Genomic DNA, 23,145 nt, shown 5'->3' with positions numbered 1-23,145 from the left:
CTCCCCCGGTTTCCGGAAGGGGCGGGCAGCGGACGGCGCCGCAGGCGGACCCGCACTCGCACGGCGTGCCCGCGAGGTGACCATCCGACGATTCGCTCGTTTTGCTGAACGTGCGCCCACAGGATGTTGTCATCAGCCGCCCTGTCACCGACCCCATCGATGTCGAGCAGGCCGAGGCCGCGCTCGTCGAACACTATCCGCGGCTCGTGCGGCTGGCGTACCTCGTGCTGCCGCCGCGGCTCGGCCGCAACCGGCGCGTGCTGACCGCCCATTCGCTCGCGCAGCGCTCGCTGCCGCGCGGCCGCACCCCCGGAGTCGCCGCCGGCCTCCCCCTGCCGCGCCGCGCCGGTGGCGCGTCGGCCGATCCGGGTTACGCGTACGTCCGCCAGCGGGTGCTGCGCCAGGCGCTGGAGGCCGGGCTGCCGCTGCGCCGCCGGGCCTGGCCGAAGCGGGCGCAGCTGCCGCCGCTGCTGCCGCAGGTGTGGGGGCTGCGGCTGTTCCCGCGCTCCGGCGGAGCCGACGAACTCGCCCTGGACCAGCGCCTTTCCGCGCTCAGCGGACCCGGCCGGGCGGCGTACGTACTGCGCGGCCTCGAGCGTATGCAGGACCCGGAGGTGGTGCAGACGCTCGCCGCCGCGGGTGCCGCCGACCCGCAGGCGGCGCTGGCCGAGGCGGACGGGGTCGAGGCGCCGGGCGGGGTGAGCGCGGCGGCGCTGCTGGGGTCCGGGGAGTTCGACCCGTGCTCCCTCCAGGCCCGGCCCACCGACCTGATGCGGCGCAGGCAGCACGCGAAGGCCGCGCTCGCCGCGACCGCCGCCGTGGTGGTGTGCGGGGCGCTGCTCGGCCTGCCGGGCGAGGGCTGGGGGCCGGACGGCGCCGCCGCGCCGGCCTACGTCCGCAACCCGGCCGCCGAGCGGGCCCTCGACCCGTCGAAGACCGTCCGGGTGGCCGCCGAGGTGTGGAAGCGGTCGTCCCGTACCGACTTCTCCGTCTGGCCGGCCCGCGGCAACCTCACCGACGACAACGCTCTGCTGCGCCGCGCCCTCGCCGTGTGGGCCAGGCCCGGCCCGTCGGTGCAGACCTCCGCGACCCCCGCCACGCCGGTGGGCCCGCCGATGGGCTCTCCGCACATGCTCTTCGCGGGCGATGTGGACCGGGCGCGCGTGGTGCTGCTGTACGACGGCCTGCGGGTGGTCCGGTACGCCGAGCCGCGCGACGGGGCGGCGGGCGCGGCGCTCGACTTCGCGCGCGTGGACGGCGCGGACGCGGCGGCGGCGAACGCGCTGGTGGTGGGCCGCACCGACGGCAACGTCCGGTACCTCACCGCTCCCTGGGTGCGCGAGGCGTCCGTACGGGATCTCCTCGATCCCACCGGGACCCCCGTGGCGCTGAAGCGCACGGCGGACGGGGTGACGGACCCGCTGACGAGCCCCGCGCAGGCCCGTGACTGCCGTTCCTGGGACGCGCTCGAACTGCGGGACGACGCGGGCCCGCGCCTGATGACCGACCTCGGTGAACTGGCACCCGCCCGGCTGACGTCGGGCCCGCCGTCGGCGCCGCGCGATGTGAGCGGACCGGAGGAGCGGGCGCGCTGGGCCCGTACGGCGTGCCTGCTGCCCGCCGTGCGTTCGCACGGCGTGCGCACCGTGAACTCCTGGACGTACGCCCAGCAGCCCCTCCCCGAGGGCAACGGCACCGCCGTCTGGCTGTGCACCCGCGCCGAGACGTGGCGCGGCACGGGCAGCCGGGTGCTGGCCCAGTTCCAGGCGCCGTCCGCGAAGCGGGGCGCACCGGGAGCGATCGCGGCGCGCGCCGAGCACTCGCCGGCGTGCGGGGTGCGCGATCCGCGGGTGCTGGCCGGGGTGCTGTGGAAGTCGAGGGGCGGGAACTGGTACGTGCTCGCCGCCGGAAGCGGCCAGTTCACGTCGGTCACCACCTCGGGCGGCGTGGAGGGTACGGCCCGCGGCAACCTGCTGGCGGTACCGGCGAAGGCGGGCGTACAGGCGGACCTGGAGGGACGGGTGGTGAGCGGGGAACGGGTGGGAGCGCTGAGGTAGGCGGACCCCGGCGGTACCGGACACCCGGCGGTACGGACACCCCCGGCGGTACCGGACACCGACCGGACGGCCGACGCGCTCGGGCGGCCCACGCGCCGGACCGCCCGCCGGAGAAACCCGTCGCACGACCCTGTTGCCAAGGTCGTACCCGTCAGTACATTGACGCCATGTCTAATACGCAGCAGGGTCCCGCACCGGCCGCGATCGCGTCCGAGCGGACGCCGCTCAAGGCCCGCGACGTCTCCTTCGAGTGGGACGGCACGCCTCTCCACTGGGTCCCGGGCGACCCGTTCACCACGCACACCATCAACGTGCTGCACCTGCTGCTCCCGGCGGGCGAGCGCTGGTTCGTGCACGTCTACAAGCAGGTGCTGCCGTACATCCGCGACGACCGCCTGCGCGAGGACGTCATCGGCTTCATCGGCCAGGAAGCCATGCACTCCCAGGCCCACGACGATGTACTCCCGCACCTGAAGGAGCTCGGGCTCGACCCGACGCCGTACACCGCGCAGGTCGACTGGCTCTTCGAGAAACTCCTCGGCGACCGCACCCTGCCGCCCGGCAGGGCCCGCAGGTGGTGGCTGATGGAGCGGGTCGCGATCATCGCCGCCATCGAGCACTACACCGCGTTCCTCGGTGACTGGGTGCTCAACGCGGACGAGCTGGACCGGCGCGGCGCCGACCCCACGATGCTCGATCTGCTGCGCTGGCACGGCGCGGAGGAGGTCGAGCACCGGTCCGTCGCCTTCGAACTCTTCATGCACGTCGACGGCGGCTACCGGCGCCGCGTGCGGACCTGGGCGACCGCCTTCACCGCGCTGGTCTTCCTCTGGCAGCGCGGTACGCGTTTCTTCATGGAGAACGACCCGACCCTCCTCGAAGGCAGGGCCACCCTCACCGACCTCGTACGGCGCGGCCGGCAGGGCGTGCTGCCCGCGACCGGGGACATCGTCCGCTCCGTCCCCCGCTACCTCAGCCGTACGTACCACCCCTCCCAGGAAGCCAGCACGGCCCAGGCCCTGGCCTACCTAGCGAACTCCCCTGCCGCCACCGGCCGGACCGCCACCACCGGAGGTGCCTGAGATGCCCCGCGTACGCACGATCGCCCTCGCCGCCGGTGCCGCCCTGCTGGCCCGGCGGGCCCTGCGCCGCCGCATCCGGCGCTCCCCGCTCTGGCCGATGCCCGCCCTGGAGAACCCCGTCTCCGGCGCCCGCGCCTCCCGCTCCCCCTCCGCCCTGCGCCTGCTCGTCACCGGCCGCAGCGCACCGGCCGAGGGCGTCGTCGAGCTGCACCTGGAGGCCCTCGACACGGCCGACCTCCCGGCCTGGGACCCCGGCGCGCACGTCGACCTGGTGCTGCCCTCCGGCCAGGTACGCCAGTACTCGCTGTGCGGCGACCCGGCCGACCGGAGCACGTACACCCTCGCCACCCGGCTCGTCGAGGACGGCCGGGGCGGCTCCCGCGAAGTGCACGAGCAGCTCCACGAGGGCTCGGAGGTGGAGATACGCGGCCCCCGCAACCGCTTCCCGCTGACCGGCGCCGCCTCCTACGTCTTCGTCGCCGGCGGCATCGGCATCACGCCCGTCCTGCCGATGCTGCGCGCCGCCGAGGCCGCCGGTGCGGACTGGAAGCTCCTCTACGGAGGCCGCAGCCGCGCCTCGATGCCGTACCTCGGGGAGATCGAGAAGCTGGCCGGGCCGGAGCGCGTGACGATCGTCGCCGAGGACGAGGACGGCCTGCCCGACGTACCGGCCGCCCTCGCGGGCATCGCCGGGGGCACGGCCGTCTACTGCTGCGGCCCCGAGCCGCTGATGGCCGCCGTGACCGCGGCCGTCCCCGCCGGATGCACCCTCCACCTGGAGCGCTTCGCCCCGGGTGCGTCCGCCGCCGGCGGTGCCTTCGAGGTGGAACTGCGGCGCACCGGCCGCACCGTGAGCGTCCCGGCGGGCGGTACGGTCCTGGCGGCGGTCCGCCCCGAGGTCCCGGACGTCTCGTACTCCTGCGAGCAGGGCTTCTGCGGTACGTGCCAACAGCGCGTCCTGGAGGGCGAGATCGATCACCGCGACGAGCTGCTGACGGACTCGGAGCGCGACGACTCCATGCTGATCTGTGTCTCGCGGGCGTACGGGGACCGGCTGGTGCTGGATCTGTAGCGGGCGGTGGCGGTTACGCTGCTCGTATGACGACCGGGGTGCGCCGAAGAATGGGCGTCGAGGAACGCAGGCAGCAGCTGATCAGTGTCGCGCTGGAGCTGTTCAGCCACCGCTCGCCCGAAGACGTGTCGATCGACGAGATAGCGGCCGCCGCGGGCATCTCGCGGCCGCTCGTGTACCACTACTTCCCCGGCAAGCAGAGTCTGTACGAGGCCGCGCTGCGGCGGGCGGCCGACGAGCTCGCCGGGCGGTTCGTCGAGCCGCGCGAAGGGCCGCTGGGCGTACGCCTGTTGCGCGTGATGGGGCGGTTCTTCGACTTCGTCGACGACCACGGGCCCGGTTTCTCCGCGCTGATGCGCGGCGGCCCGGCCGTCGGTTCGTCGACGACGAACGCCATGATCGACGAGGTGCGCCAGGCCGCGTACGAGCAGATCCTCGCGCACCTCGGCATCACCGACCCCCCGGCCCGGCTCGCGATGGTCGTGCGGTCGTGGGTGTCGCTCGCCGAGTCGACGGCGCTGATCTGGCTGGACGGGCGGGAGATCCCGCGCGCCGAGCTGGAGTTGCAGCTGGTGCACGACTTCGCGGCGCTGGCGGCCGTCAGCGCCGCGTACGACGAGGAGATGGCCCGCATCCTGCTGGACATCCTCGCGCTGGAGCCGGCCGACGGGCTGTTCGCCGATCTGATCGTGCGGCTGGCCGCGCTGACGCCGGGGGCGGCGGCGGAGGCCGTGCCCGGTCAGCGGCCCGTGTCGCCGTAGTGGACGGTGACGTCCTTGAAGCCGAGTGAGTGCAGCAGGCCCTGGAGCATGCTGGTGGTGTTCTTCTCGGCGCGGGCGGTCAGCTCGCTCTCCTCGGCGGCCTCCCCGATGTGACGTGCGGCGAGGCGGTTGACGGCGCGCTCGTCGGCCGGGTTGTCGGAGAAGAGGTCCCCGAGCCGGTCGAGCAGGCCGCGCTCCTTGGACACGGCGTACGAACGGTCCGGGTCCAGGGCCGGCTTGCCGAGCCGCGCGTGCGGCAGGCGCAGGGTGGCGGCGGTGCGGTCCTCGTTCACGGTGACCTGCCCCTCGCCCACCTTGCCGAGGTCGACGTACGCGCCCACCGTGCCGGCGCCCACGAACAGTGTGCGGGTGCCGCGCACGGCGTCCGGGAGGACCTTGGCGTCCTTCTCCAGGTCGACGACGACCTGGAAGTTGCCGGACGCCGCCTCGTAACGGCTCATGTCCTGGATGGACTTCAGGAGGGCGGGGCCGGACCGGTCGTGGGTCTCCTCGCCGAAGAAGTCGTCGAAGCCCGGCAGCAGACTGAGCCTGGTGCCGGCGAACAGCAGCGCCACCACGACCGCGAGCACGCCCGCGACCTTGGCCCAGCCGGGCAGGCCGGTGCGGCGCGGGGGCTTGCCGGGCCGCCGCTGTGCGGCGTCGGTGAGAGTCATGGGGTACGGATTCCCCCGTACCCCTTGGTCACTCAGCGCTTGACGTACGACGCCTCCAGGTCCCGTACTTCGGCGGACAGGTGCGGCTCCGCCGTCCCGTCGGCGGGCCGGACGTACTGGGCGACGAGGTCGAGGGCGGCGGCCGAGAGCTTCGCCTTCACCTCGGGTGTCCGGCCGGGCAGGAGGGCGATGCCTATGTGCACGAGGGCGTGGCCGGTGGCCTCGTCGGCGACCACGGTGTCGTCGGTGCGGCGAAAGCGCGTCTTGCAGGCGGCGAGCCGGGTGTCGACGATGTCGGCGACGAGCGGGTGGAGGGCGAGCGCGAAGCCGCGGCGGTCGAAGGCGTCCGCAAGGGAGTCGGAGTAGTCGACGGTGATCTGCGGCATGGCACACACTCCAGGTGGGGGCGCTCAGGTGCTGTCCCGGCCACCTTTACGGTGATCGGCATGACGACACAAGTGCACTTCCGGATGGCGGACGCCGGGGCCGGTGCCGACCTCGCCCGTCTCGTCAACCTCTACGACGGGGCCGCCCGATGGATGCGGAGCCGGGGCATCGAGCAGTGGCAGCCGGGCGGGAAGGACGAGGAACACTTCCGGCTGCGGATCAAGGAAGGGGAGGTGTGGCTGGCGGAGGCGGGCGGGGTGACGGTCGGGGCGTTCGAGCTGTGGTGGGACGACGAGCCCGCCTGGGGGGCCCGGCCGCCGGTCGCCGGGTACATACACCGCCTGATGAACGACCTCACGGCCGCGCCCCCGGGGCTCGGCCGTGTGATGCTCGCCCAGGCGGAGCGGCGGATCGCGGAGGCCGGGCGGGAACTGGCCCGGCTCGACTGCCTGACGTCGAATCCGCGGCTGCGGACGTACTACGAGGCCGCGGGCTACCGGGTGGTGGGCGAGCAGCCGGCCAAGGCCGGCGGGCCCGGCGGAGCTTCTTACGGGGTGACACTGCTGGAGCGGCGGCTCTGACTCCGGGCCCCGGCCCCCGCACGGGCCGGGGGCAGACCCCCGGCCCGTGCAGGCGCTCGTTACTCCTTGGTGAAGACGGCGACCGACCTGGCCGGAACCGTGAAGGTGCCGGTGGCCGGGTCGTACGCCGACTTCCTGACCGTCGCGTCCGCGCCCGCCGCCTGCACCGGGTGCAGGGCGTACGGCGTGTCCGCGAGGCCGGTGACCTGCTGCTTCTGCTGCGACGGGGTCGCGTTGAAGACCACGACCAGGTCGCCGGCGCGCATGGTGATCACGCCGGGTGTCTCCTCCTTGCCCGACAGGGGGAAGGAGACCGCCTTCTGCACCTGGTCCGCCGACGCGAGACTGAAGGTCTTCTCCGTCGTACGGATCTTCAGCAGGTCCTGGTACGCCGCCGCCGCGCCCTCGATGCCCCCGCAGTCCGGGGTCAGCGCCGGCGCCGTCAGCAGGGGCCTGGAGAAGGACCACTTGCTCTTGTTGTCGGCGGCGGGCGGCAGGCCCCGGCCGAAGCCGTTGCCGTCGCGGCAGTCCCAGTGGATCGCGTTGTACCAGTCGCCGCTGTCGTACGAGTTGCGGTCGAGCGACTTGGACCGGAGCAGGTCCGTGCCCGACTGGGACAGCGCCGGTCCCTGCGAGAGCGCCGCCGTCGCCATGGCCAGGACCTGCATGCGCGCACGGTCGCCCGCCGGGGTGGCGCGCGGCAGCTTGAAGGCGAGGGCGTCGTAGAGCGTCTCGTTGTCGTGGGCGTCGGCGTAGGCGAGGGCGTCGCCGGGGGCCTCCGCGTAACCGGCGGGTGAGCCGTTGTAGTCGACCTCGGAGCCCTTGACCGTACGTCCGGCGGTGTCGGTGAAGGTGTACGCCGCCAGGTTGCCCGTCAGGCCCACCTTGATCAGGTCCTGGTAGTGCAGGAGGCGGGCCTTCTGCTCGGCCTCGGTGCCGTTCGCCGCCGAGGAGTTGGGGTCGGTGTAGAGGCCGGAGGCGAAGCCCTGCACGCCCGGGTCCTCGTCGAAGGGCCCGCCGCCGCGCACCGCGTCACGGGCGCGGTCGGAGAAGGTGGCGATGCCCGTGCCGGCCATGTTCTTCTGGGTGGCCTGCTCGAAGCGGGCGTCGTCGGCGATCTCGCCGAAGTTCCAGCCCTCGCCGTACAGGACGATCTTCTTGCCGTCGACGCCGTCGCGGGCCACGGTCAGCTCGTCCAGCGCCTCGCGGACGGCCAGCATGTTCGCCTTCGGGTGGTGGCCCATGAGGTCGAAGCGGAAACCGTCGACCTTGTAGTCCTTGGCCCAGGTGACGACGGAGTCCACGACGAGCTTGCCCATCATGGCGTTCTCGGGCGCGGTGTTGGCGCAGCAGGTGGAGGTGGCCACGCTGCCGTCGGCCAGCAGCCGCTGGTAATAGCCCGGGACGATCTTGTCGAGTACGGACTTGTCCGCCTGGCCGGAGGCGACCGTGTGGTTGTAGACGACGTCCATGACCGTGCGCAGGCCGGAGTCGTTCAGGCCCTTGACCATGTGCCGGAACTCGACCGTGCGGCGGGTGCCGTCGGGGTCACTGGCGTACGAGCCCTCGGGGACGGTGTAGTGCAGCGGGTCGTAGCCCCAGTTGTACGCGTCCTTCGCCGCCGCCTTGGCGACGCACGCCTGCTGCTCCTCGGAGTCGGGCGCGTACACGGCGAGGTCGCAGGCGGGGCGCTGCTGGTCGGTCTTCTTCTCGGGAATGGTGCCGATGTCGAAGACGGGGAGGAGGTGGACGTAGGAGGTGCCGGCCTTCGCCAGCTTGTCGAGGTGCTTCATGCCCTTCGAGCCGCGGTCGGTGAAGGCGAGGTACTCCCCCGGGTGCTTCGCGGTGCGGTCGGCGACGGAGAAGTCCCTGACGTGCAGCTCCTGGATCTGCGCGTCGCGCAGCGGGGTCGCGGCCGGCTTCTTGAGCGTCGACCAGCCCTTGGGGGCCAGCTTCGGGTCGGTCAGGTCGACGACGAGGCTGCGGGCCGAGTCGGCGGTCAGCGCGGTGGAGTAGGGGTCGGTGACCTTGTTGGTGACGACCTTCTGGACGCTGGGCGCCCAGACCTTCACGGCGTACCGGTACGGCTTGCCCGTCCAGGACGCGGTGCCCGTGACGGACCAGACGCCGGTGCGGTCGTCGCGCCGCATGGGGACGGTGCGGCCGTCGAGTTCGAGGGCGACGTGCTGGGCGGTGGGGGCCCAGAGGGAGAGGGTGGGACGGCCCTTGCGGAAGACGGGGCCGAGGGACGCCTTGGTGGCCCCGGCGCTGTAGGTGTCGTCCAGTACGCCGGGCAGCTGCACGCCGGTGGCGGCGAGCAGGGCGCCGTTCGCGGCCCGCTGGGTGGCGATGATCTGGCCGCGCAGGGACTCGCGGACGCGGTCCCGGTCGCGCGGGTCGACGGTGAACGCCGGGTGGTCCTTGAGGTGAGGGTACTTCGCCTTCTGCGCGTCGGTGAGGGCGGCGGGGGTGAGCCGCAGCCAGCGCCCCTCGTCGGAGAGGGCCCCGTCGACGACGGAGATGCCGCCGCCACGGGCGTACACGAGCTGCTGGCTGGTGGCCTCGGTGGCCTTGACCTTCCAGACGACCGTGTCCTTGTCGATCCACTGCGCCTCGGCCTTGGTGAGGTCGAGCGAGGCCGCCCCGGCGCTCTGCGGCAGCAGGTACTTCGGCTGCCCCGCCAGCATCCACACCTCGTGCCCGAAGGTGGCGAGGTCGAGGGACTGGTCGCTGGGCAGGTCCTTCTCGTCGCCCTTGTGCAGGATGTAGCTGAGCGAGGTGGCACCGGCTGCGAGCGGGACCTCGTAGGTCACGCCGTACGCGTCCTTCTTCACCGGCATCAGCGGCTTCGACCAGTCGGTGGTTTCCTTCGCGCCGGCCCAGGTGTGCAGCCCCCAGCCGTCGTAGTCGCCGTCGGCGCGCTGGTAGTGGAGCACGGCCACGGACTTGTCCTGGGGCGGATAGGCACCTTCCGGCGCCTTGGTGGCCTGGCCGTCCTTGCCCTGCTCGATCCAGACCTCGCCGGTCTTCCCGAGGTCTACGGTGCGCTGCGGGCCGTCGGCCGTGCCGTTCTTCTCGACGGTGTACTCGAAGGACGAGGCACCCGGGGCGAGCTTGATCCACGCGAAGGCGCCGTAGGCGTCGCGGCCGGTGAAGGCGGCGGTCTTGTCGCCGGACCTGAGCTGCTGTCCGTCGTAGTCGCCGTCGGCGCGCTTGTAGTGGACGACGGCGTAATCGCGCTCGACGGCCGTCGGCGTACCAGGCGCGGGGGCCTGGCCGGCCGTCGTCGAGGCGAGCGCACTCGCGGTGCGGCCGGCGCGGTCGACGACGACCGCCTTGTAGCGCAGGGCGGTTCCCGCCGCGATGTCCCGGCCGAGGTACTGGGTGACCTTGTAGGGAGCGTGGTCGGCGGAGCCGAGCGTGCGCCACTTGCCGTTGCCCGTCTGGGCGGCGAAGACGACACGGTTCAGCTGCCCGCCGTCGACGTCCGCGCTGATCTCGACGGTGCCGGTGGCGCCCGCAGCCGGGGCCTTGAGGGTGAGCGCCGGCTCGGCCGCCGGAGCGGGGAGCGGCTGGGCGGCCCGCAGGACGACGGACGAGAGCGCGGGCACGGTGACGGTCAGCTTCCGGCCGGCGTCACTGCGTACCGCTTCGGAAGTGCCGTACAGCGCACGGAAACCGGTGTCCGCCGTGCCCACCGTCAGCTCGACGGTCTTCGGTGCGGGTCCGTTGTTGGCGGCGACGACGTACTCGGTGCCGCGCTCGGCGTCCGTACGGGAGAAGGCGTAGACGGAGTCTTCCGCGAGCAGTTGCCGCTGTACGCCGTCGCGCAGGGCGGGGTGGTCCTTCGTCAGCTTCGAGAGCTCGGCGATGGACGTGTACAGGGGGTGGGTGGTGTCGTACGCGTCGGAGGCGTGCGTACGGTCCGTGCCGAGCTGGTCGTCGTCGAGGTAGTCGGCCGTCTTCGACGCGAAGAGTGTCTGACGGGCGTCCTTGTCGCCGCCCGCGCCGGTGAAGCCCTGCTCGTCGCCGTAGTAGACGACCGGGTTGCCGCGCGAGAGGAACATCAGCTCGTTGGCGAGGCGGGCGCGCTTGAGCAGCTCGGCGTCACCGGCCTTCGGGTTGTCCTGCTTGAGGAACGTCCCGATGCGGCCCATGTCGTGGTTGCCGGTGAAGGAGACCTGCTCGTACGCGTTGGCCTTGTCGGTGGTGTAGCGGTAGTCCTCGCCGAAGACCTTGGCGAGCCGGCCGGCCGGCGCGCCCTGGGAGGCGTACGCGCGGGTCGCGTCCTGGAGCGGGAAGTCGAGGGTGGAGTCGAGGCGGCCCCGCGTGACGTAGGGCGAGGTGACCTCGGTGTCGGCGGAGTACACCTCGCCGAACATGAAGAAGTCGTCGCGTCCCCGCTTCTTCGCGTACGCGTCGAGGGCGGTGGCCCACTGGGTCCAGAAGTCCAGGTCGACGTGCTTGACGGTGTCGATGCGGAAGCCGTCGATGTCGAAGTCGCGGACCCACTTCCGGTAGATATCCGCCATGCCGTCGACGACCTCGGGACGCTCGGTCCACAGGTCGTCGAGCCCGGCGAAGTCGCCGTACTCGGAGCTTTCGCCCGCGAAGGTCGAGTCGCCCCGGTTGTGGTACATCGCCGGGTCGTTGAGCCAGGCCGGGACCTTCTTCTCGGCCGTGGCCCGCTGGGGCGTGTACGGGAAGGCGTCGGCGTCGGTGGCGGGGACGCCCTCGCGGTCGTCGAAGGGCCGGCCGGACCTGTCGAGGTAGGGGTACGCGCCCTTGGGACGGTAGCCGTACTTCTTCTCGGCGTAGTCGACGGTGTCGGCGGTGTGGTTGGTGATGACGTCGAAGAAGACCTTCATGCCCTTGGCATGGGCCTTGTCGATCAGGGTCTCCAGGTCGGCGTTGGTTCCGAAGTGGGGGTCGACCTGGGTGAAGTCGGTGATCCAGTAGCCGTGGTAGCCGGCGGAGGCGTCCTTGCCGGTGCCCTGCACGGGCTTGTTCTTGAAGATCGGCGCCATCCAGATGGAGGTGGTGCCGAGGTTCTTGATGTAGTCGAGCTTCCGGGTGAGGCCCTTGAGGTCGCCGCCCTGGTAGAAGCCCTTGTCGGTGGGGTCGTAGCCCGTTTCGAGGCGTGAGCCGGTGAGCCCGCCCCTGTCGTTCGACGCGTCGCCGTTCGCGAACCGGTCGGGCAGTACGAAGTAGAACTGCTCCCGGGTCAGGTCGTGCCGCGCGGGCTCGGCGGCGAGCGCCTTGTCCGACGGCGGGGCGGGCGGCTTCGCGGCGGCGGCCGGTACGGCGGGCGCGAGCGCGGCGCACAGCGCCACGCTCACGACGCCGACGGCCGCTCTTCGCAGGGGCGGGCGTATCACAGCGAGAACTCCTCGGATGTGCGGAGAGTGCGGGGAGGGGAGACGGGCGGGCGGTCAGCTGCGCCAGGTGTCGTTCAGCGTGACCTTGCCGCTCGCGGGGACGGTCGCCGTACGGTTGGCGCCGCTTTCCCAGGTGACGTTGCCGGAGGCGTCCTTGCGGATGTACTTGTACTCGAAGGACGTGCCGGCGGGCATGGAGACGTCGAGCTTCCACACCGGGTAGGCCGCCGGGTCGAGCTTGAGCGCGCCGGCGGTGTTCCAGTTGCCGAGTGCGGACTGGTTGCCGGTGACGTAGATGTTCTGGCCGACGGTGGTCGTGGCGTTGACGTTGAAGGAGGCGCCGGCGGAGACCGGCACCGGGTCGGTGCCGCCACTGCCGCACGTCCTGGCGTTCACGTGGAGTGCGACGGCGGTGTTGGCACCGAGGGTGGCCGTGAACTGGCCGGAGCCGTTGACCGTCACGGCGGTGTTGTGCTGGACGTTGCAGTAGGTGCCGGCGGCGAGCGAGGTCTGGAAGGTGCGGGTCAGCGAGGAACCCTCGTGGTTGATCGCGACGTACGCCTTGTCGCCGCGCCCGAACGCGATCTGGTCACCGCCGTTGTCCCACCAGTTCGTGACGCCCTGACCGCGCGCCACGTTCCGGAAGCCGACCATGCTCTTGATCTCGTTCCAGTCGTGCTGGCACTTCCACCCGTCGCTGTAACAGGCGTTCACGGTTCCGCCGTTGGGCGGTCCCGCGTCGTGGGCGGAGAACTCGTAGCCGGAGTGGACGTCCGGGGCGCCGTACGGCCAGGCGAGCATGAACACGCTGGCGAGCGTGTAGTTGGCGCCGTCCTTGTAGTTCAGGGTGTCGCCGCCGCGCTCGGTGTCGTGGTTGTCCACGAAGACCGCGGACCTGCCGCTCTCCATGAAGCCCCAGCCCTCGCCGTAGTTCTTGAGGTTGGCGAGGTTCTCGTTGTTGAAGACCTGCTTGAGGCCCCGGCCGTACCGGAACTCCTGCACGTCGCCCGAGCCCAGGTACTCGCCCGGGGAGACCGCCTCCCCGGCTCCGTGGATGGCCTCGTGCTTCCAGTACACGCCGGGGTTGTTCAGCCGCGTCTTGATGTTCGCGAGGTCGGCGGCCGGCATGTGCTTGGCCGCGTCGATGCGGAAGCCGTCGACGCCGAGCGAGAGCAGGTCGTTCAGGTAGGCCGCGATCCGGCCGCGCACGTAGTCCTCGCCGGTGTCCAGGTCGGCGAGCCCGACGAGCTCGCAGTTCTGTACGTTGCCCCGGTCGCCGTAGTTGGTGATGTTCGACCGGCAGTCGTCCATGTCCGCGCCCGCGTAGGTGCCGGGGTAGTTGTACTTCTCGTACGACGAGCCGCCGGTACCGGTGCCGTTGCCGGCCGCCATGTGGTTGATGACGCTGTCGGCGATGACCTTCACGCCCGCCGCGTGGCAGGCGCTGACCATGTTCGCGAACGCGGCGCGGTCACCGAGCCGTCCCGCGATCTTGTAGCTCACGGGCTGGTACGAGGTCCACCACTGGCCGCCCTGGATGTGCTCCTGCGGAGGGGATACCTGGACGAAGCCGTAACCGGCCGGTCCGAGGGTCCGCGTGCACTCCTTGGCGACCGAGTCGAACTTCCACTCGAAGAGGACGGCGGTGACGTCCTTGGTCCCGGGCGGTGCGGCCTGGGCGGACCCGGCGGGGCCGGCCAGTGCGCCGACGCCGGCCGTGAGGGCTAGGGCGAGCGCGGCAGAGAGAGGTCTGCGAGCCATTCTTTCCTCCTGCATGGGGGGAGGTGCGGGTGCGACGGTGCAGCCTCGCGCGGCAACGCGCCTTGCCCTCAAGGCTTGAATGTTCTTGCAGCAATAGTTGAAAACCTGCTGCGGGGCAGACCGTACGAGCCCTCACCTGCGGGGTCAACCCTTGTGACACACTCCGCTAACCTGCGGGAAATCCACCGGATTTCTTCTTGCAAGCTCTTTCGCAAGCAATTGCGAAGCTGCTACGTTCTCCTCGACTCCGGCTCGGCCGGCCGGGGGTCCCGGCAGGTCCGGGCCCCACGCGCCCGACCGGCCGGGTCGGGTACGACAGGGGGACCCCCCGGACCGTCGATTCCCCGCGGCCCTACCTGGGCAGGCCCGGGGTTCCCCTGCCGCCCCACCCCTCGCCGGCGGGCTCCGCTACGCGCGCTTCTGCGCCGTCGAGTCCCGGACCACCAGCTCCGGCTGGAACACGTACTCCGTGCGCTGGACCGGATTCCCGCCCAGCTCCTCCAGCAGCGCGCCCACCGCCGCGGTCGCCATCGCCTGCACCGGCTGGCGCACCGTGGTCAGCGGCGGATTGGTGAACGCGATCAGCTGCGAGTCGTCGAAGCCCACCACCGAGACGTCGTCCGGGACCGCCAGGCCGCGCTCGCGCACCGCCCGCACTACGCCGAGCGCCATCATGTCGCTGCCGCAGACGATGCCCGTACACCCCTTGTCGAGCAGCGCCCCGGCCGCGACCTGGCCGCCCTCGACGCTGAACAGGGTGTGCTGGACGAGCAGTTCGGCCTCGTCCCGCGGCGTGCGCAGGGCGCTGCCGAGCGCGTCGACGAAGCCTTCGCGTTTGCGCCGGGACGGCACGTACCGCTGCGGGCCGACCGCCAGGCCGATCCGCTCGTGGCCCAGCTCGGCGAGGTGGCCGACGGCCATCCGCATCGCGGCGTGGTCGTCCGGTGAGACGAACGGCGCGCTGATCGCCTCGTTGTAGCCGTTGATGAGCACGAATGGGACCCCGCGCGCCGCCAGGTCGGCGTAGCGCGCGGGGTCGGTCGAGAGGTCGGCGTGCAGCCCGGAGAGGAAGACGATGCCGCCGACCCCGCGCTCCACGAGCTGCTCGACGAGTTCGTCCTCGGTGACTCCGCCCGGCAGCTGGGTGCAGAGCACCGGCGTGTAGCCGTGGCCCGCCAGGACCTGCTCGACGACCTGGGCGAACGCCGGGAAGATCGGGTTGGTCAGCTCGGGCGTCACCAGCCCGATCAGCCCCGCGCTGCGGCGCCGCAGCCGCACGGGGCGTTCGTATCCGAGGACGTCGAGCGCCGCGAGCACCCGCTGACGCGTGGTGTCCGCGACGCCCGGCTTGCCGTTCAGGACCCGGCTCACGGTGGCCTCACTGACGGAGGCGTGCTCCGCGATGTGCGCCAGCCGCGGCGCGGGGACGGTCACACCGTCCACCACACCGTGGTGTCGGCGGGCAGGTCGAAGTCGCCGTCGGTGTACGTGACTTCGCCGCTGGCGAGCAGGATGCGGCCGGGAGCGGGGAGGCGTATCGGCGCACCCGTGGTGTTGACCGTGCAGACGAAGCCCTCGCGCGCGAAGGCCACCACTCCCTGCGGCGCGTCCAGCCAGGCCACGTCCGTGCCGGCTCCCAGGCCGGGGTGGTCGCGGCGTACGGCCAGCGCCGAGCGGTACAGCTCCAGGGTCGAGCCCGGGTCGCCGGTCTGCGTCTCGACGCTCAGCTCGCCCCAGCCGGCCGGCTGCGGCAGCCAGCTGCCGCCCGTACCGAAGCCGTAGGACGGCCCCCCGGCCGTCCACGGGATCGGCACGCGGCACCCGTCGCGGAAGCCGTCCTGGCCCTCGGCGCGGAAGAAGGACGGGTCCTGGCGGGCCTCGTCGGGCAGGTCGGTGACGTCGGGGAGCCCGAGCTCCTCGCCCTGGTAGACGTACGCCGAGCCGGGCAGCGCCAGCATCAGCAGCGTCGCCGCGCGGGCCCGGCGCAGACCGAGCCCGCGGTCGCCGGGGGTGCGGATCTGGGTGCCGAGACCGGGCGGGTTGGCGAACCGGGTCGCGTGCCGCGTCACGTCGTGGTTGGACAGCACCCAGGTGGCGGGCGCGTCGACCGGCCGCATCGCGGCGAGCGACAGGTCGATGACCTCGCGCAGCGCGGCCGCGTCCCACTCCGTGCCGAGGTACTGGAAGTTGAACGCCTGGTGCAGTTCGTCGGGGCGCACGTAGTTCGCCGTACGCTCCACCGTCGGGGTCCACGCCTCGGCCACGCCGATGCGCTCGCCGGGGTACTCGTCGAGGATCTGCCGCCAGGAGCGGTAGATCTCGTGGACGCCGTCCTGGTCGAAGAACGGCATGACGTCGTTGCCGAGCAGCTTGAGCTGGTCGTGGCTGCCGAGGTCCGGCAGACCTTCGGCCTTGACCAGGCCGTGCGCCACGTCGATGCGGAAGCCGTCGACGCCCATGTCGAGCCAGAAGCGCAGGATGGAGCGGAACTCGTCGGCGACGGCCGGGTGTTCCCAGTTGAAGTCGGGCTGCTCGGGCGCGAAAAGGTGCAGGTACCAGTCGCCGGGCGTGCCGTCCGGGTTCACCGTACGGGTCCAGGCGGGCCCGCCGAAGATGGACTCCCAGTCGTTCGGCGGGAGTTCGCCGTCCGTGCCCTTGCCGGGCCGGAAGTGGTAGCGCTCGCGCAGCGCGGAGCCGGGGCCCTCCTTGAGGGCGCGCTTGAACCACTCGTGCTGGTCGGAGGAGTGGTTGGGCACCAGGTCGACGATGATGCGCAGGCCCAGGTCGTGGGCGTCGCGGATCAGGGCGTCGGCGTCGAGGAGGGTGCCGAACATGGGGTCGATGGCCCGGTAGTCGGCGACGTCGTAGCCGGCGTCGGCCTGCGGGGAGGCGTAGAAGGGGCTGAGCCAGACAGCGTCGACGCCGAGGTCCCGCAGGTACGGCAGGCGGCGGCGTACTCCTTCGAGATCGCCCATGCCGTCGCCGTTGCCGTCGGCGAAGCTGCGCGGATAGACCTGGTAGATCACCGCGTCGCGCCACCAGCCGGTGCGCTCGTTGCCGAAGGCGGCGGCACTGGTGGGGGCGGTGGGAGCAGCGAGGTGCTGGGTCATGTCGTCCCTGGAAGTCATGGGGTGGGAGCGGCGCCGGGTCCTCGGTGCGGGTCCGGCGCCGCCGGCGTAAAGGAAGAGAGCGCTAGCCCTTGACGGCTCCCGCGGACACACCGGTCACCAGGTGGCGCTGGGCGAAGAGGAACACCAGCGCGGCCGGGATGGCGATGAGTACGGAGGCGGCGGCCATCGGGCCCCACTGGGCGCCGTACTGGTTGACGAACTTCTGGAGGCCGCCCGCGAGGGTCAGGTTCTCGTCGCCGACCATGAAGGCGGAGGCGTACGCCACTTCGCCCCAGGCGGTGACGAAGGAGTAGAACGCCGTCACCGCGATGCCGGGCTTGGCGAGCGGCAGGATGAGCCGCCAGAAGGTGCCGAACGGGGTGAGGCCGTCGACCTGGCCCGATTCGTCGATCTCGCGCGGGATGGTGTCGAAGAAGCCCTTCATCATCCAGGCGCAGAACGGCACGGCGATCGTGAGGTATGTGATCACGAGGCCGACCGGCTGGTTGAGCAGGCCCATGCTCGACATGATGTTGTAGATCGGCACGATCAGGACCGCGACCGGGAACATCTGCGTGATGAGCAGGGTCCACATCAGACCGCGCTTGCCGGGGAAGCGGAAGCGGCTCACGGCGTAACCGGTGGTGGCGGCGATGAAGACGCCGAGGACCGTGGTCAGGCCGGCGACGAGCAGCGAGTTCGCGAACCAGGTGAGGAACGGGGTGTCGTTCAGCAGGTTCGTGTAGTTGGTGAGCGTCGTGTCCTTGAAGAAGTCGGTGCTGGTCGCGTACGCCGGCGGCTTGAGCGAGGTCAGCAGGACCCACAGGACGGGGAACACGGCGATCACGGACGCCACGACGAGCGTGGCGTGCAGGCCGACCGAGGCCAGCGGGGAACGCCGGCCGCGCAGCGGGGCGTTCGCCGGGGCGAGGACCGCGGCGACCTTGGAGCCCGGGGTGGGGGTGGCGGTGTCGGTGCTCACCAGACATCTCCCTGCTTGCGGAGCACTCGCCGGTAGACCGCGGCGAAGAGCATCAGGAGGATCAGGATCAGTACGCCCCAGGTGGACGACTGCGCGAAGTCGCGGGGGCTGATCTCGAAGGAGAACTTGAACGCCTGGGTGACCAGGATCTGGGTGGCTTCGCCGGGTCCGCCGCGGGTGAGCAGGAAGATCACCGGGAACATGTTGAAGGTCCAGATCGTGCTCAGCAGGATCACGGTGGCGCTGACCGGGCGCAGTCCGGGCAGGGTGATGTGCCGGAAGCGCTGCCAGGCGTTGGCGCCGTCCATCTCGGCGGCCTCGTACTGGGCGCTGTCGATGGACTGGAGGCCGCCGAGGAGGGCGACCATCATGAACGGCACGCCGAGCCAGACGTTGACGGCGATGACCGAGATCTTCGCCATCGTCGGGTCGTTGAGCCACGGCACCGCGTCGATGCCGCCGCCGGCCAGGATCCGGTTCAGGAAGCCGCGGTCCTCGTTGTAGAGGAAGCGCCAGGCGAAGACGGAGACGAAGCCGGGGATGGCCCAGGGCAGGATCAGCATCATCCGGTAGAACGAGCGGCCCGCGATCCGCCGGTTGAGGATGTTCGCGAGGCCGAGGCCCAGCAGGAACGTGACGCTGACGCAGGAGACCGTCCACACCAGTGTCCAGCCGAGGGTGCCGAGGAACTGGTCACCGGTGAGCGCGTCGGCGTAGTTGTCGAGACCCACGAACTCGTACGTCGCGGGCATCTGGTTGACGCCGATGCTGCGTTCGACGTTGCGCTCGTTGGCGTCGGTCATCGACAGGTAGATGCCGCGGAACAGCGGATACCCGATGATCACGCCGATCACGATCACCACGGGGGCGACCATGGTCCAGGCGTACCAGTGGGTCGAGAGCGATCGCCGGAACGTGACCATGCCCCTGCCCTTGTCCGGATTTCTGCCAGCACCGCGGCCGGGGCCGCGGGCGACGTCGTCGCCCGCGGCCTCCGCCACCGACTGGCTGGTGTGGACAGCCATCAGTCGGCCTGCCTTCCTGTTACTTCCAGCCCTTGAGGAGCTTGCGGTACTGGTCGCCAGTGGTCTTGGCGCCCTTTTCCGGGGTCGTCTGGCCGGTGAGGACCTTGGTGTACTCGGTCACCAGCGGCGCGAAGAGGCTGCCGGTCTCCGGGATCCAGGGGCGCTCGACGGCCTTGTCGACGACCGGCTTGAAGAAGCCGACGATCTGGTTGTCCGAGACGCCCGGCTGGGAGTAGACCGCGGTACGAGTGGGGAGCAGGCTCAGCTCCTTGGCGACCAGCGCCTGGCTCTCGGCGGAGGTCATGTACTCGCTGAAGGCGTACGAGGCTTCCAGGTTCTTGGAGCCCGCGTAGACGGCGAGGTTGTGGCCGCCCTGCGGGGCGCCCTGGCCCTTGCTGCCGGCCGGGACGGTGGTGATGCCCAGGTTGGCCTTGTCCTTGAACTCCTTGCCGGCGAAGGTGTCGGCGACGGCCCACGGGCCGTTGATCATCATCGCGACCTTGCCGTCCTTGAACGCCGACTGCATGTTCTCCCAGCCGTCGGTGGCGTCCGTCTTGGCGGCCCCGGAGTCGACCAGGTCCTTCACGACCTTCAGGGCCTTGACGCCGGGCTCCTGGTCGACCGTGACGCTCTTGCTCTTGGCGTCGACCAGGTCGCCGCCCTCGCCGTACAGGAAGGAGAGGAACCAGTACGCGTCGTCGCCGCGCAGGTAGAGGCCGGTCTTGCCGGTCTTGTCCTTGATCTTCTTCGAGACGGTCTTCAGCTCGGCGATGGTCTTGGGCACCTCGACACCGGCGTCCTTGAAGATCTTCTCGTTGTAGAAGAGACCCATGGAGTCGATGACCTGCGGCACCGCGTACGTCTTGCCCTTGTACTTCGTGCTGGCCGCGGCCTGCGCCAGGAAGTCCTTGTCGTTCTTCAGGGCGGCCGTGCCGTCGAGCGGGGCGAGGTAGCCGAGGTCCGCGAACTCGGGGGTCCAGGCGACCTCGGAGCGGATCACGTCGGGGGCGCCGGAGCCGGACTGGGCGGCGTTCTTGAACTTGTTCTGCGCCTCACCGAACGGAACGTTGACGTACTTGACGTCGACGTCCGGGTGCTTCTTCTCAAAGCCTTCCGCCAGCTTCTTGAAGACCTTGTCCTCGCTGCCGACGGTGGAGGTGTCCCACCAGGTGACGGTGCCGGACAGCTTGCCCGAAGCCTTCTTGCCACCGGTTTCACCGCTGTCTCCGCCGCATGCGGTCGCCGCGAGCGCCAGGGTCGCGACCAGGGCGGTGGCCGTTATGCCACGTCGCATCTGAACTCCTTCAACTGCCGAACCGCTCCGTCGCGGCGCCGGGTCGTCGAGGAACGTAACAAGGATGCAAGGAGTCCGAAAGAGCTTGCGAAGATTTTCCGCAAGAGCAGCCGATCGTTACATCGGCGTGTCCTCACGGTTGCCGTCGAGCCCCTTGTCAGAGGGGGCGCACACGGCATATCGGGCTTGCGCGGGCACCTGCAAGCACTACCGCAAGGTCTTGCAGGGCTGTTACTTTCAAGGTGCACCAGCGTTGATCTCGTAGACAGACCAAGGACCGGCCCGCCCCCGTATACGAGAGGGATCTTCATGACGCAGGAGCTCGCACCCACCCGGACGGCACCGGAGCGCGGCTGGTGGCGCGACGCCGTCATCTACCAGGTGTACGTGCGCTCCTTCGCAGACAGCGACGGCGACGGCATCGGCGACCTGCGCGGCATCCGCGAGCGGCTCCCCCACGTGGCGGCCCTCGGCGCCGACGCGGTCTGGCTGACCCCCTTCTACGCGTCGCCGCAGGCCGACGGCGGGTACGACGTGGCCGACTACCGCACCGTCGACCCGCTCTTCGGCTCCCTCGACGACGCCGCGGAGCTGATCAACGCGGCGCACGACCTGAACCTGCGCGTGATCGTCGACATCGTCCCGAACCACACCTCCGACCAGCACGCGTGGTTCCGCGCCGCCCTGGCCGACCAGCAGGGCGGCCCGGCCCGCGAGCGCTACCACTTCCATCCCGGCAGGGGCGCGGCCGGGGAACTGCCACCGAACGACTGGGAGTCGGTCTTCGGCGGCCCGGCCTGGACCCGCACCCCGGACGGCGACTGGTACCTGCATCTCTTCGCGCCCGAGCAGCCCGACCTGAACTGGCACAGCCCCGAGGTGCACGAGGAGTTCGACTCGATCCTGCGTTTCTGGCTGGGCCTGGGCGTCGACGGTTTCCGTGTCGACGTCGCCCACGGCATGGTCAAGGCCGAGGGGCTGCCCGACATCGGCGCCCGGGAGCAGGCCAAGATGATCGGCTCCCAGGTCCTGCCGTTCTTCGACCAGGACGGCGTGCACGACATCCACCGCTCCTGGCGCCGGCTGCTGGACTCGTACGACGGTGAACGCATCGGCGTCGCGGAGGCGTGGGCCCCCTCCCCCGAGCGGCTCGCCCTGTACGTACGCCCCGACGAGCTGCACCAGGCGTTCAACTTCCAGTTCCTGAACTGTCCGTGGGACGCGCAGGCGATGCGCGCCGTGATCGAGACGTCACTCGCCGCGACCACCCTCGTCGGTGCCCCCACCACCTGGGTCCTGTCCAACCACGACGTGGTCCGCCACCTCACCCGCTACGGCGGCGGTGACGAGACCCTGGGGCTGCGGCGTGCCCGCGCCGCCGCGCTGCTGATGCTGGCGCTGCCGGGTTCGGCGTACCTCTACCAGGGCGAGGAGCTGGGCCTGCCGGAGGTCACGGACCTGCCCGACGAGGTCCGCCAGGACCCGTCCTTCTTCCGCACCGACGGCCAGGACGGCCTGCGCGACGGATCGAGGGTGCCGATGCCCTGGTCGGGCGACGTGCCGCCGTTCGGTTTCTCGCCCGACGGCGCGGCCCCGTCCTGGCTGCCGCAGCCCGACGCCTGGAAGTCGCTCACGGTGGAGGCCCAGACCGGGGACCCGCACTCCACCCTGGAGCTCTACCGCTCGGCGCTCGCCCTGCGCCGCGAGCTGCCGGGCCTGGGCGACGGGCCGATGACCTGGGAGCAGCCTCCCGGCGGCTATCCGGACGGGCTGCTCATGTTCAGCCGCCCCGGCTTCGTCTGCACCCTCAACACCACGCCCAGGCCCGCCGAACTCCCCACCCCCGGTCGCCTGCTGATCGCCTCCGAGGCGCCCGCCGAGGACGGCGCCACCGTCACCCTCCCGGCCGATTCGTGCGCTTGGTGGGCAATCTGACATGCGCCCGGTACAGTCCACTCCCATGACCGCACGGCTTGCCGACATCGCAGCCCAGGCGGGGGTCAGTGAAGCGACGGTCAGCCGCGTACTCAACGGCAAGCCCGGGGTAGCCGCGGCCACCCGCGAATCCGTACTTGCCGCGCTCGACGTCCTCGGATACGAGCGCCCCGTACGCCTGCGCCGGCGCAGCGCCGGACTGGTCGGCCTCATAACCCCCGAGCTCGAGAACCCGATCTTCCCGGCCCTGGCCCAGGTCATCGGCCAGGGTCTGACGCGTCAGGGCTACACGCCGGTCCTCGCGACCCAAACCCCCGGCGGCTCGACGGAGGACGAACTCACCGAGATGCTCGTGGACCGCGGGGTCTCCGGCATCATCTTCGTCTCCGGGCTCCACGCGGACACCACGGCGGACATGCAGCGCTACGAGCAGCTGCGCGCCCAGGGTGTCCCCTTCGTCCTGGTCAACGGCTTCTCGCCAAAGGTCCAGGCGCCCTTCATCTCCCCCGACGACCGCGCGGCGATGCGGCTCGCGGTCACGCACCTGGCGTCGCTGGGCCACACCTGTATCGGCCTGGCCGTCGGCCCGAAGCGGTTCGTTCCCGTACTCCGCAAGATCGAGGGTTTCCGCGCCGCGATGCAGGAGCGGCTCGGCCTCGGTCCCGAGCAGGCGGAGGAGCTGATCCAGCACTCGCTCTACACGCTGGAGGGCGGCCAGGCCGCCGCCTCGGCCCTGATCGAGCGGGGCTGCACGGCGGTCGTCTGCGCCAGCGACATGATGGCGCTCGGAGCGATCCGCGCCGCCCGCCGCCTGGGTCTCGACGTACCGCGCGACATCTCGGTGGTCGGCTTCGACGATTCGCCCCTCATAGCGTTCACGGACCCTCCGCTGACGACCATCAGGCAGCCGGTGACGGCGATGGGGCAGGCCGCGGTCCGTACGCTCCTCGAAGAGGTCGGCGGCACACCGGCACCGCACAGCGAGTTCGTCTTCATGCCCGAGTTGGTAGTACGCGGTTCAACCGCATCGGGCCCCCGCCCGTAGC

16 protein-coding genes are annotated in these 23,145 nt (G+C 71.1%); 7 read left to right on the top strand and 9 right to left on the bottom strand.

Annotation, left to right across the window (positions count from 1 at the left end; genetic code table 11):
- The first annotated feature begins 101 nt into the window (after positions 1-101).
- The 4 genes from AS594_RS24555 to AS594_RS24540 all read left to right on the top strand — a co-directional run bounded on the left by AS594_RS24555 (position 102) and on the right by AS594_RS24540 (position 4,972).
- Positions 102-2,057 carry a hypothetical protein gene (locus tag AS594_RS24555; RefSeq protein ID WP_069935373.1) on the top strand — a complete coding sequence of 652 codons (1,956 nt, stop codon included), beginning with the start codon at positions 102-104 and terminating at the stop codon, positions 2,055-2,057.
- 167 nt (positions 2,058-2,224) lie between these two features.
- On the top strand, positions 2,225-3,139 hold the full coding sequence (locus AS594_RS24550) for a metal-dependent hydrolase (RefSeq protein ID WP_069929037.1): 915 nt from the start codon (positions 2,225-2,227) through the stop codon (positions 3,137-3,139).
- A 1-nt stretch (position 3,140) separates the two neighbouring features.
- The gene (locus AS594_RS24545; protein ID WP_069935372.1) at positions 3,141-4,211 is read left to right on the top strand and encodes a PDR/VanB family oxidoreductase; all 1,071 of its coding nucleotides are present in this window, start codon (positions 3,141-3,143) and stop codon (positions 4,209-4,211) included.
- 26 nt (positions 4,212-4,237) lie between these two features.
- Positions 4,238-4,972 carry a TetR/AcrR family transcriptional regulator gene (locus AS594_RS24540; RefSeq protein ID WP_069935371.1) on the top strand — a complete coding sequence of 245 codons (735 nt, stop codon included), beginning with the start codon at positions 4,238-4,240 and terminating at the stop codon, positions 4,970-4,972.
- Here AS594_RS24540 and AS594_RS24535 read toward each other — a convergent pair.
- Both AS594_RS24535 and AS594_RS24530 read right to left on the bottom strand, forming a co-directional pair.
- Positions 4,951-5,646, bottom strand: a complete 696-nt coding sequence (locus AS594_RS24535; RefSeq protein ID WP_069935370.1) for a DUF4230 domain-containing protein — start codon at positions 5,644-5,646, stop codon at positions 4,951-4,953. The two genes, AS594_RS24540 and AS594_RS24535, sit on opposite strands and share 22 nt — an antisense overlap.
- Positions 5,647-5,678: 32 nt before the next feature.
- Entirely contained in the window at positions 5,679-6,032 is a 354-nt protein-coding gene (locus tag AS594_RS24530) for a 5-carboxymethyl-2-hydroxymuconate Delta-isomerase (protein WP_069935369.1), read from the bottom strand.
- Between the two features lie 60 nt (positions 6,033-6,092).
- Between AS594_RS24530 and AS594_RS24525 the strand changes: the two genes are divergently transcribed.
- The gene (locus tag AS594_RS24525; RefSeq protein WP_069935980.1) at positions 6,093-6,614 is read left to right on the top strand and encodes a GNAT family N-acetyltransferase; all 522 of its coding nucleotides are present in this window, start codon (positions 6,093-6,095) and stop codon (positions 6,612-6,614) included.
- A gap of 59 nt (positions 6,615-6,673) precedes the next feature.
- On the opposite strand, the gene pulA is transcribed toward AS594_RS24525, so the two are convergent.
- The 7 genes from pulA to AS594_RS24490 all read right to left on the bottom strand — a co-directional run bounded on the left by pulA (position 6,674) and on the right by AS594_RS24490 (position 20,164).
- Positions 6,674-11,992 carry a pullulanase-type alpha-1,6-glucosidase gene (gene pulA, locus AS594_RS24520; protein WP_069935368.1) on the bottom strand — a complete coding sequence of 1,773 codons (5,319 nt, stop codon included), beginning with the start codon at positions 11,990-11,992 and terminating at the stop codon, positions 6,674-6,676.
- Between the two features lie 54 nt (positions 11,993-12,046).
- Positions 12,047-13,753 (bottom strand): carbohydrate-binding module family 20 domain-containing protein, encoded by a 1,707-nt coding sequence (locus AS594_RS24515; RefSeq protein ID WP_069929031.1) that lies wholly within the window; start codon positions 13,751-13,753, stop codon positions 12,047-12,049.
- 408 nt (positions 13,754-14,161) lie between these two features.
- Positions 14,162-15,199 (bottom strand): LacI family DNA-binding transcriptional regulator, encoded by a 1,038-nt coding sequence (locus AS594_RS24510; protein WP_069929030.1) that lies wholly within the window; start codon positions 15,197-15,199, stop codon positions 14,162-14,164.
- Positions 15,184-16,863, bottom strand: a complete 1,680-nt coding sequence (locus AS594_RS24505) for a glycoside hydrolase family 13 protein (protein ID WP_069930755.1) — start codon at positions 16,861-16,863, stop codon at positions 15,184-15,186. Before AS594_RS24505 ends, AS594_RS24510 begins: the two co-directional genes overlap by 16 nt.
- Before the next feature lie 82 nt (positions 16,864-16,945).
- Entirely contained in the window at positions 16,946-17,845 is a 900-nt protein-coding gene (locus AS594_RS24500) for a sugar ABC transporter permease (RefSeq protein ID WP_420877832.1), read from the bottom strand.
- Positions 17,842-18,870 (bottom strand): carbohydrate ABC transporter permease, encoded by a 1,029-nt coding sequence (locus AS594_RS24495; protein WP_069929029.1) that lies wholly within the window; start codon positions 18,868-18,870, stop codon positions 17,842-17,844. The genes AS594_RS24500 and AS594_RS24495 overlap by 4 nt, the downstream gene beginning before the upstream one ends.
- 19 nt (positions 18,871-18,889) lie before the next feature.
- Positions 18,890-20,164 (bottom strand): extracellular solute-binding protein, encoded by a 1,275-nt coding sequence (locus tag AS594_RS24490; protein ID WP_069929028.1) that lies wholly within the window; start codon positions 20,162-20,164, stop codon positions 18,890-18,892.
- A 309-nt stretch (positions 20,165-20,473) separates the two neighbouring features.
- On the opposite strand from AS594_RS24490, the gene AS594_RS24485 reads away from it, so the two are divergent.
- Both AS594_RS24485 and AS594_RS24480 read left to right on the top strand, forming a co-directional pair.
- Positions 20,474-22,099, top strand: coding sequence for a glycoside hydrolase family 13 protein (locus tag AS594_RS24485; RefSeq protein ID WP_069929027.1), 1,626 nt, complete (start codon positions 20,474-20,476; stop codon positions 22,097-22,099).
- Between the two features lie 25 nt (positions 22,100-22,124).
- Positions 22,125-23,144 (top strand): LacI family DNA-binding transcriptional regulator, encoded by a 1,020-nt coding sequence (locus AS594_RS24480; protein WP_069930753.1) that lies wholly within the window; start codon positions 22,125-22,127, stop codon positions 23,142-23,144.
- Position 23,145: the final 1 nt, after the last annotated feature.

The sequence above is a fragment of the Streptomyces agglomeratus genome (assembly GCF_001746415.1).
GTDB classification, from domain to species: domain Bacteria; phylum Actinomycetota; class Actinomycetes; order Streptomycetales; family Streptomycetaceae; genus Streptomyces; species Streptomyces agglomeratus.
This window is presented reverse-complemented; position numbering and strand designations above follow the sequence as displayed.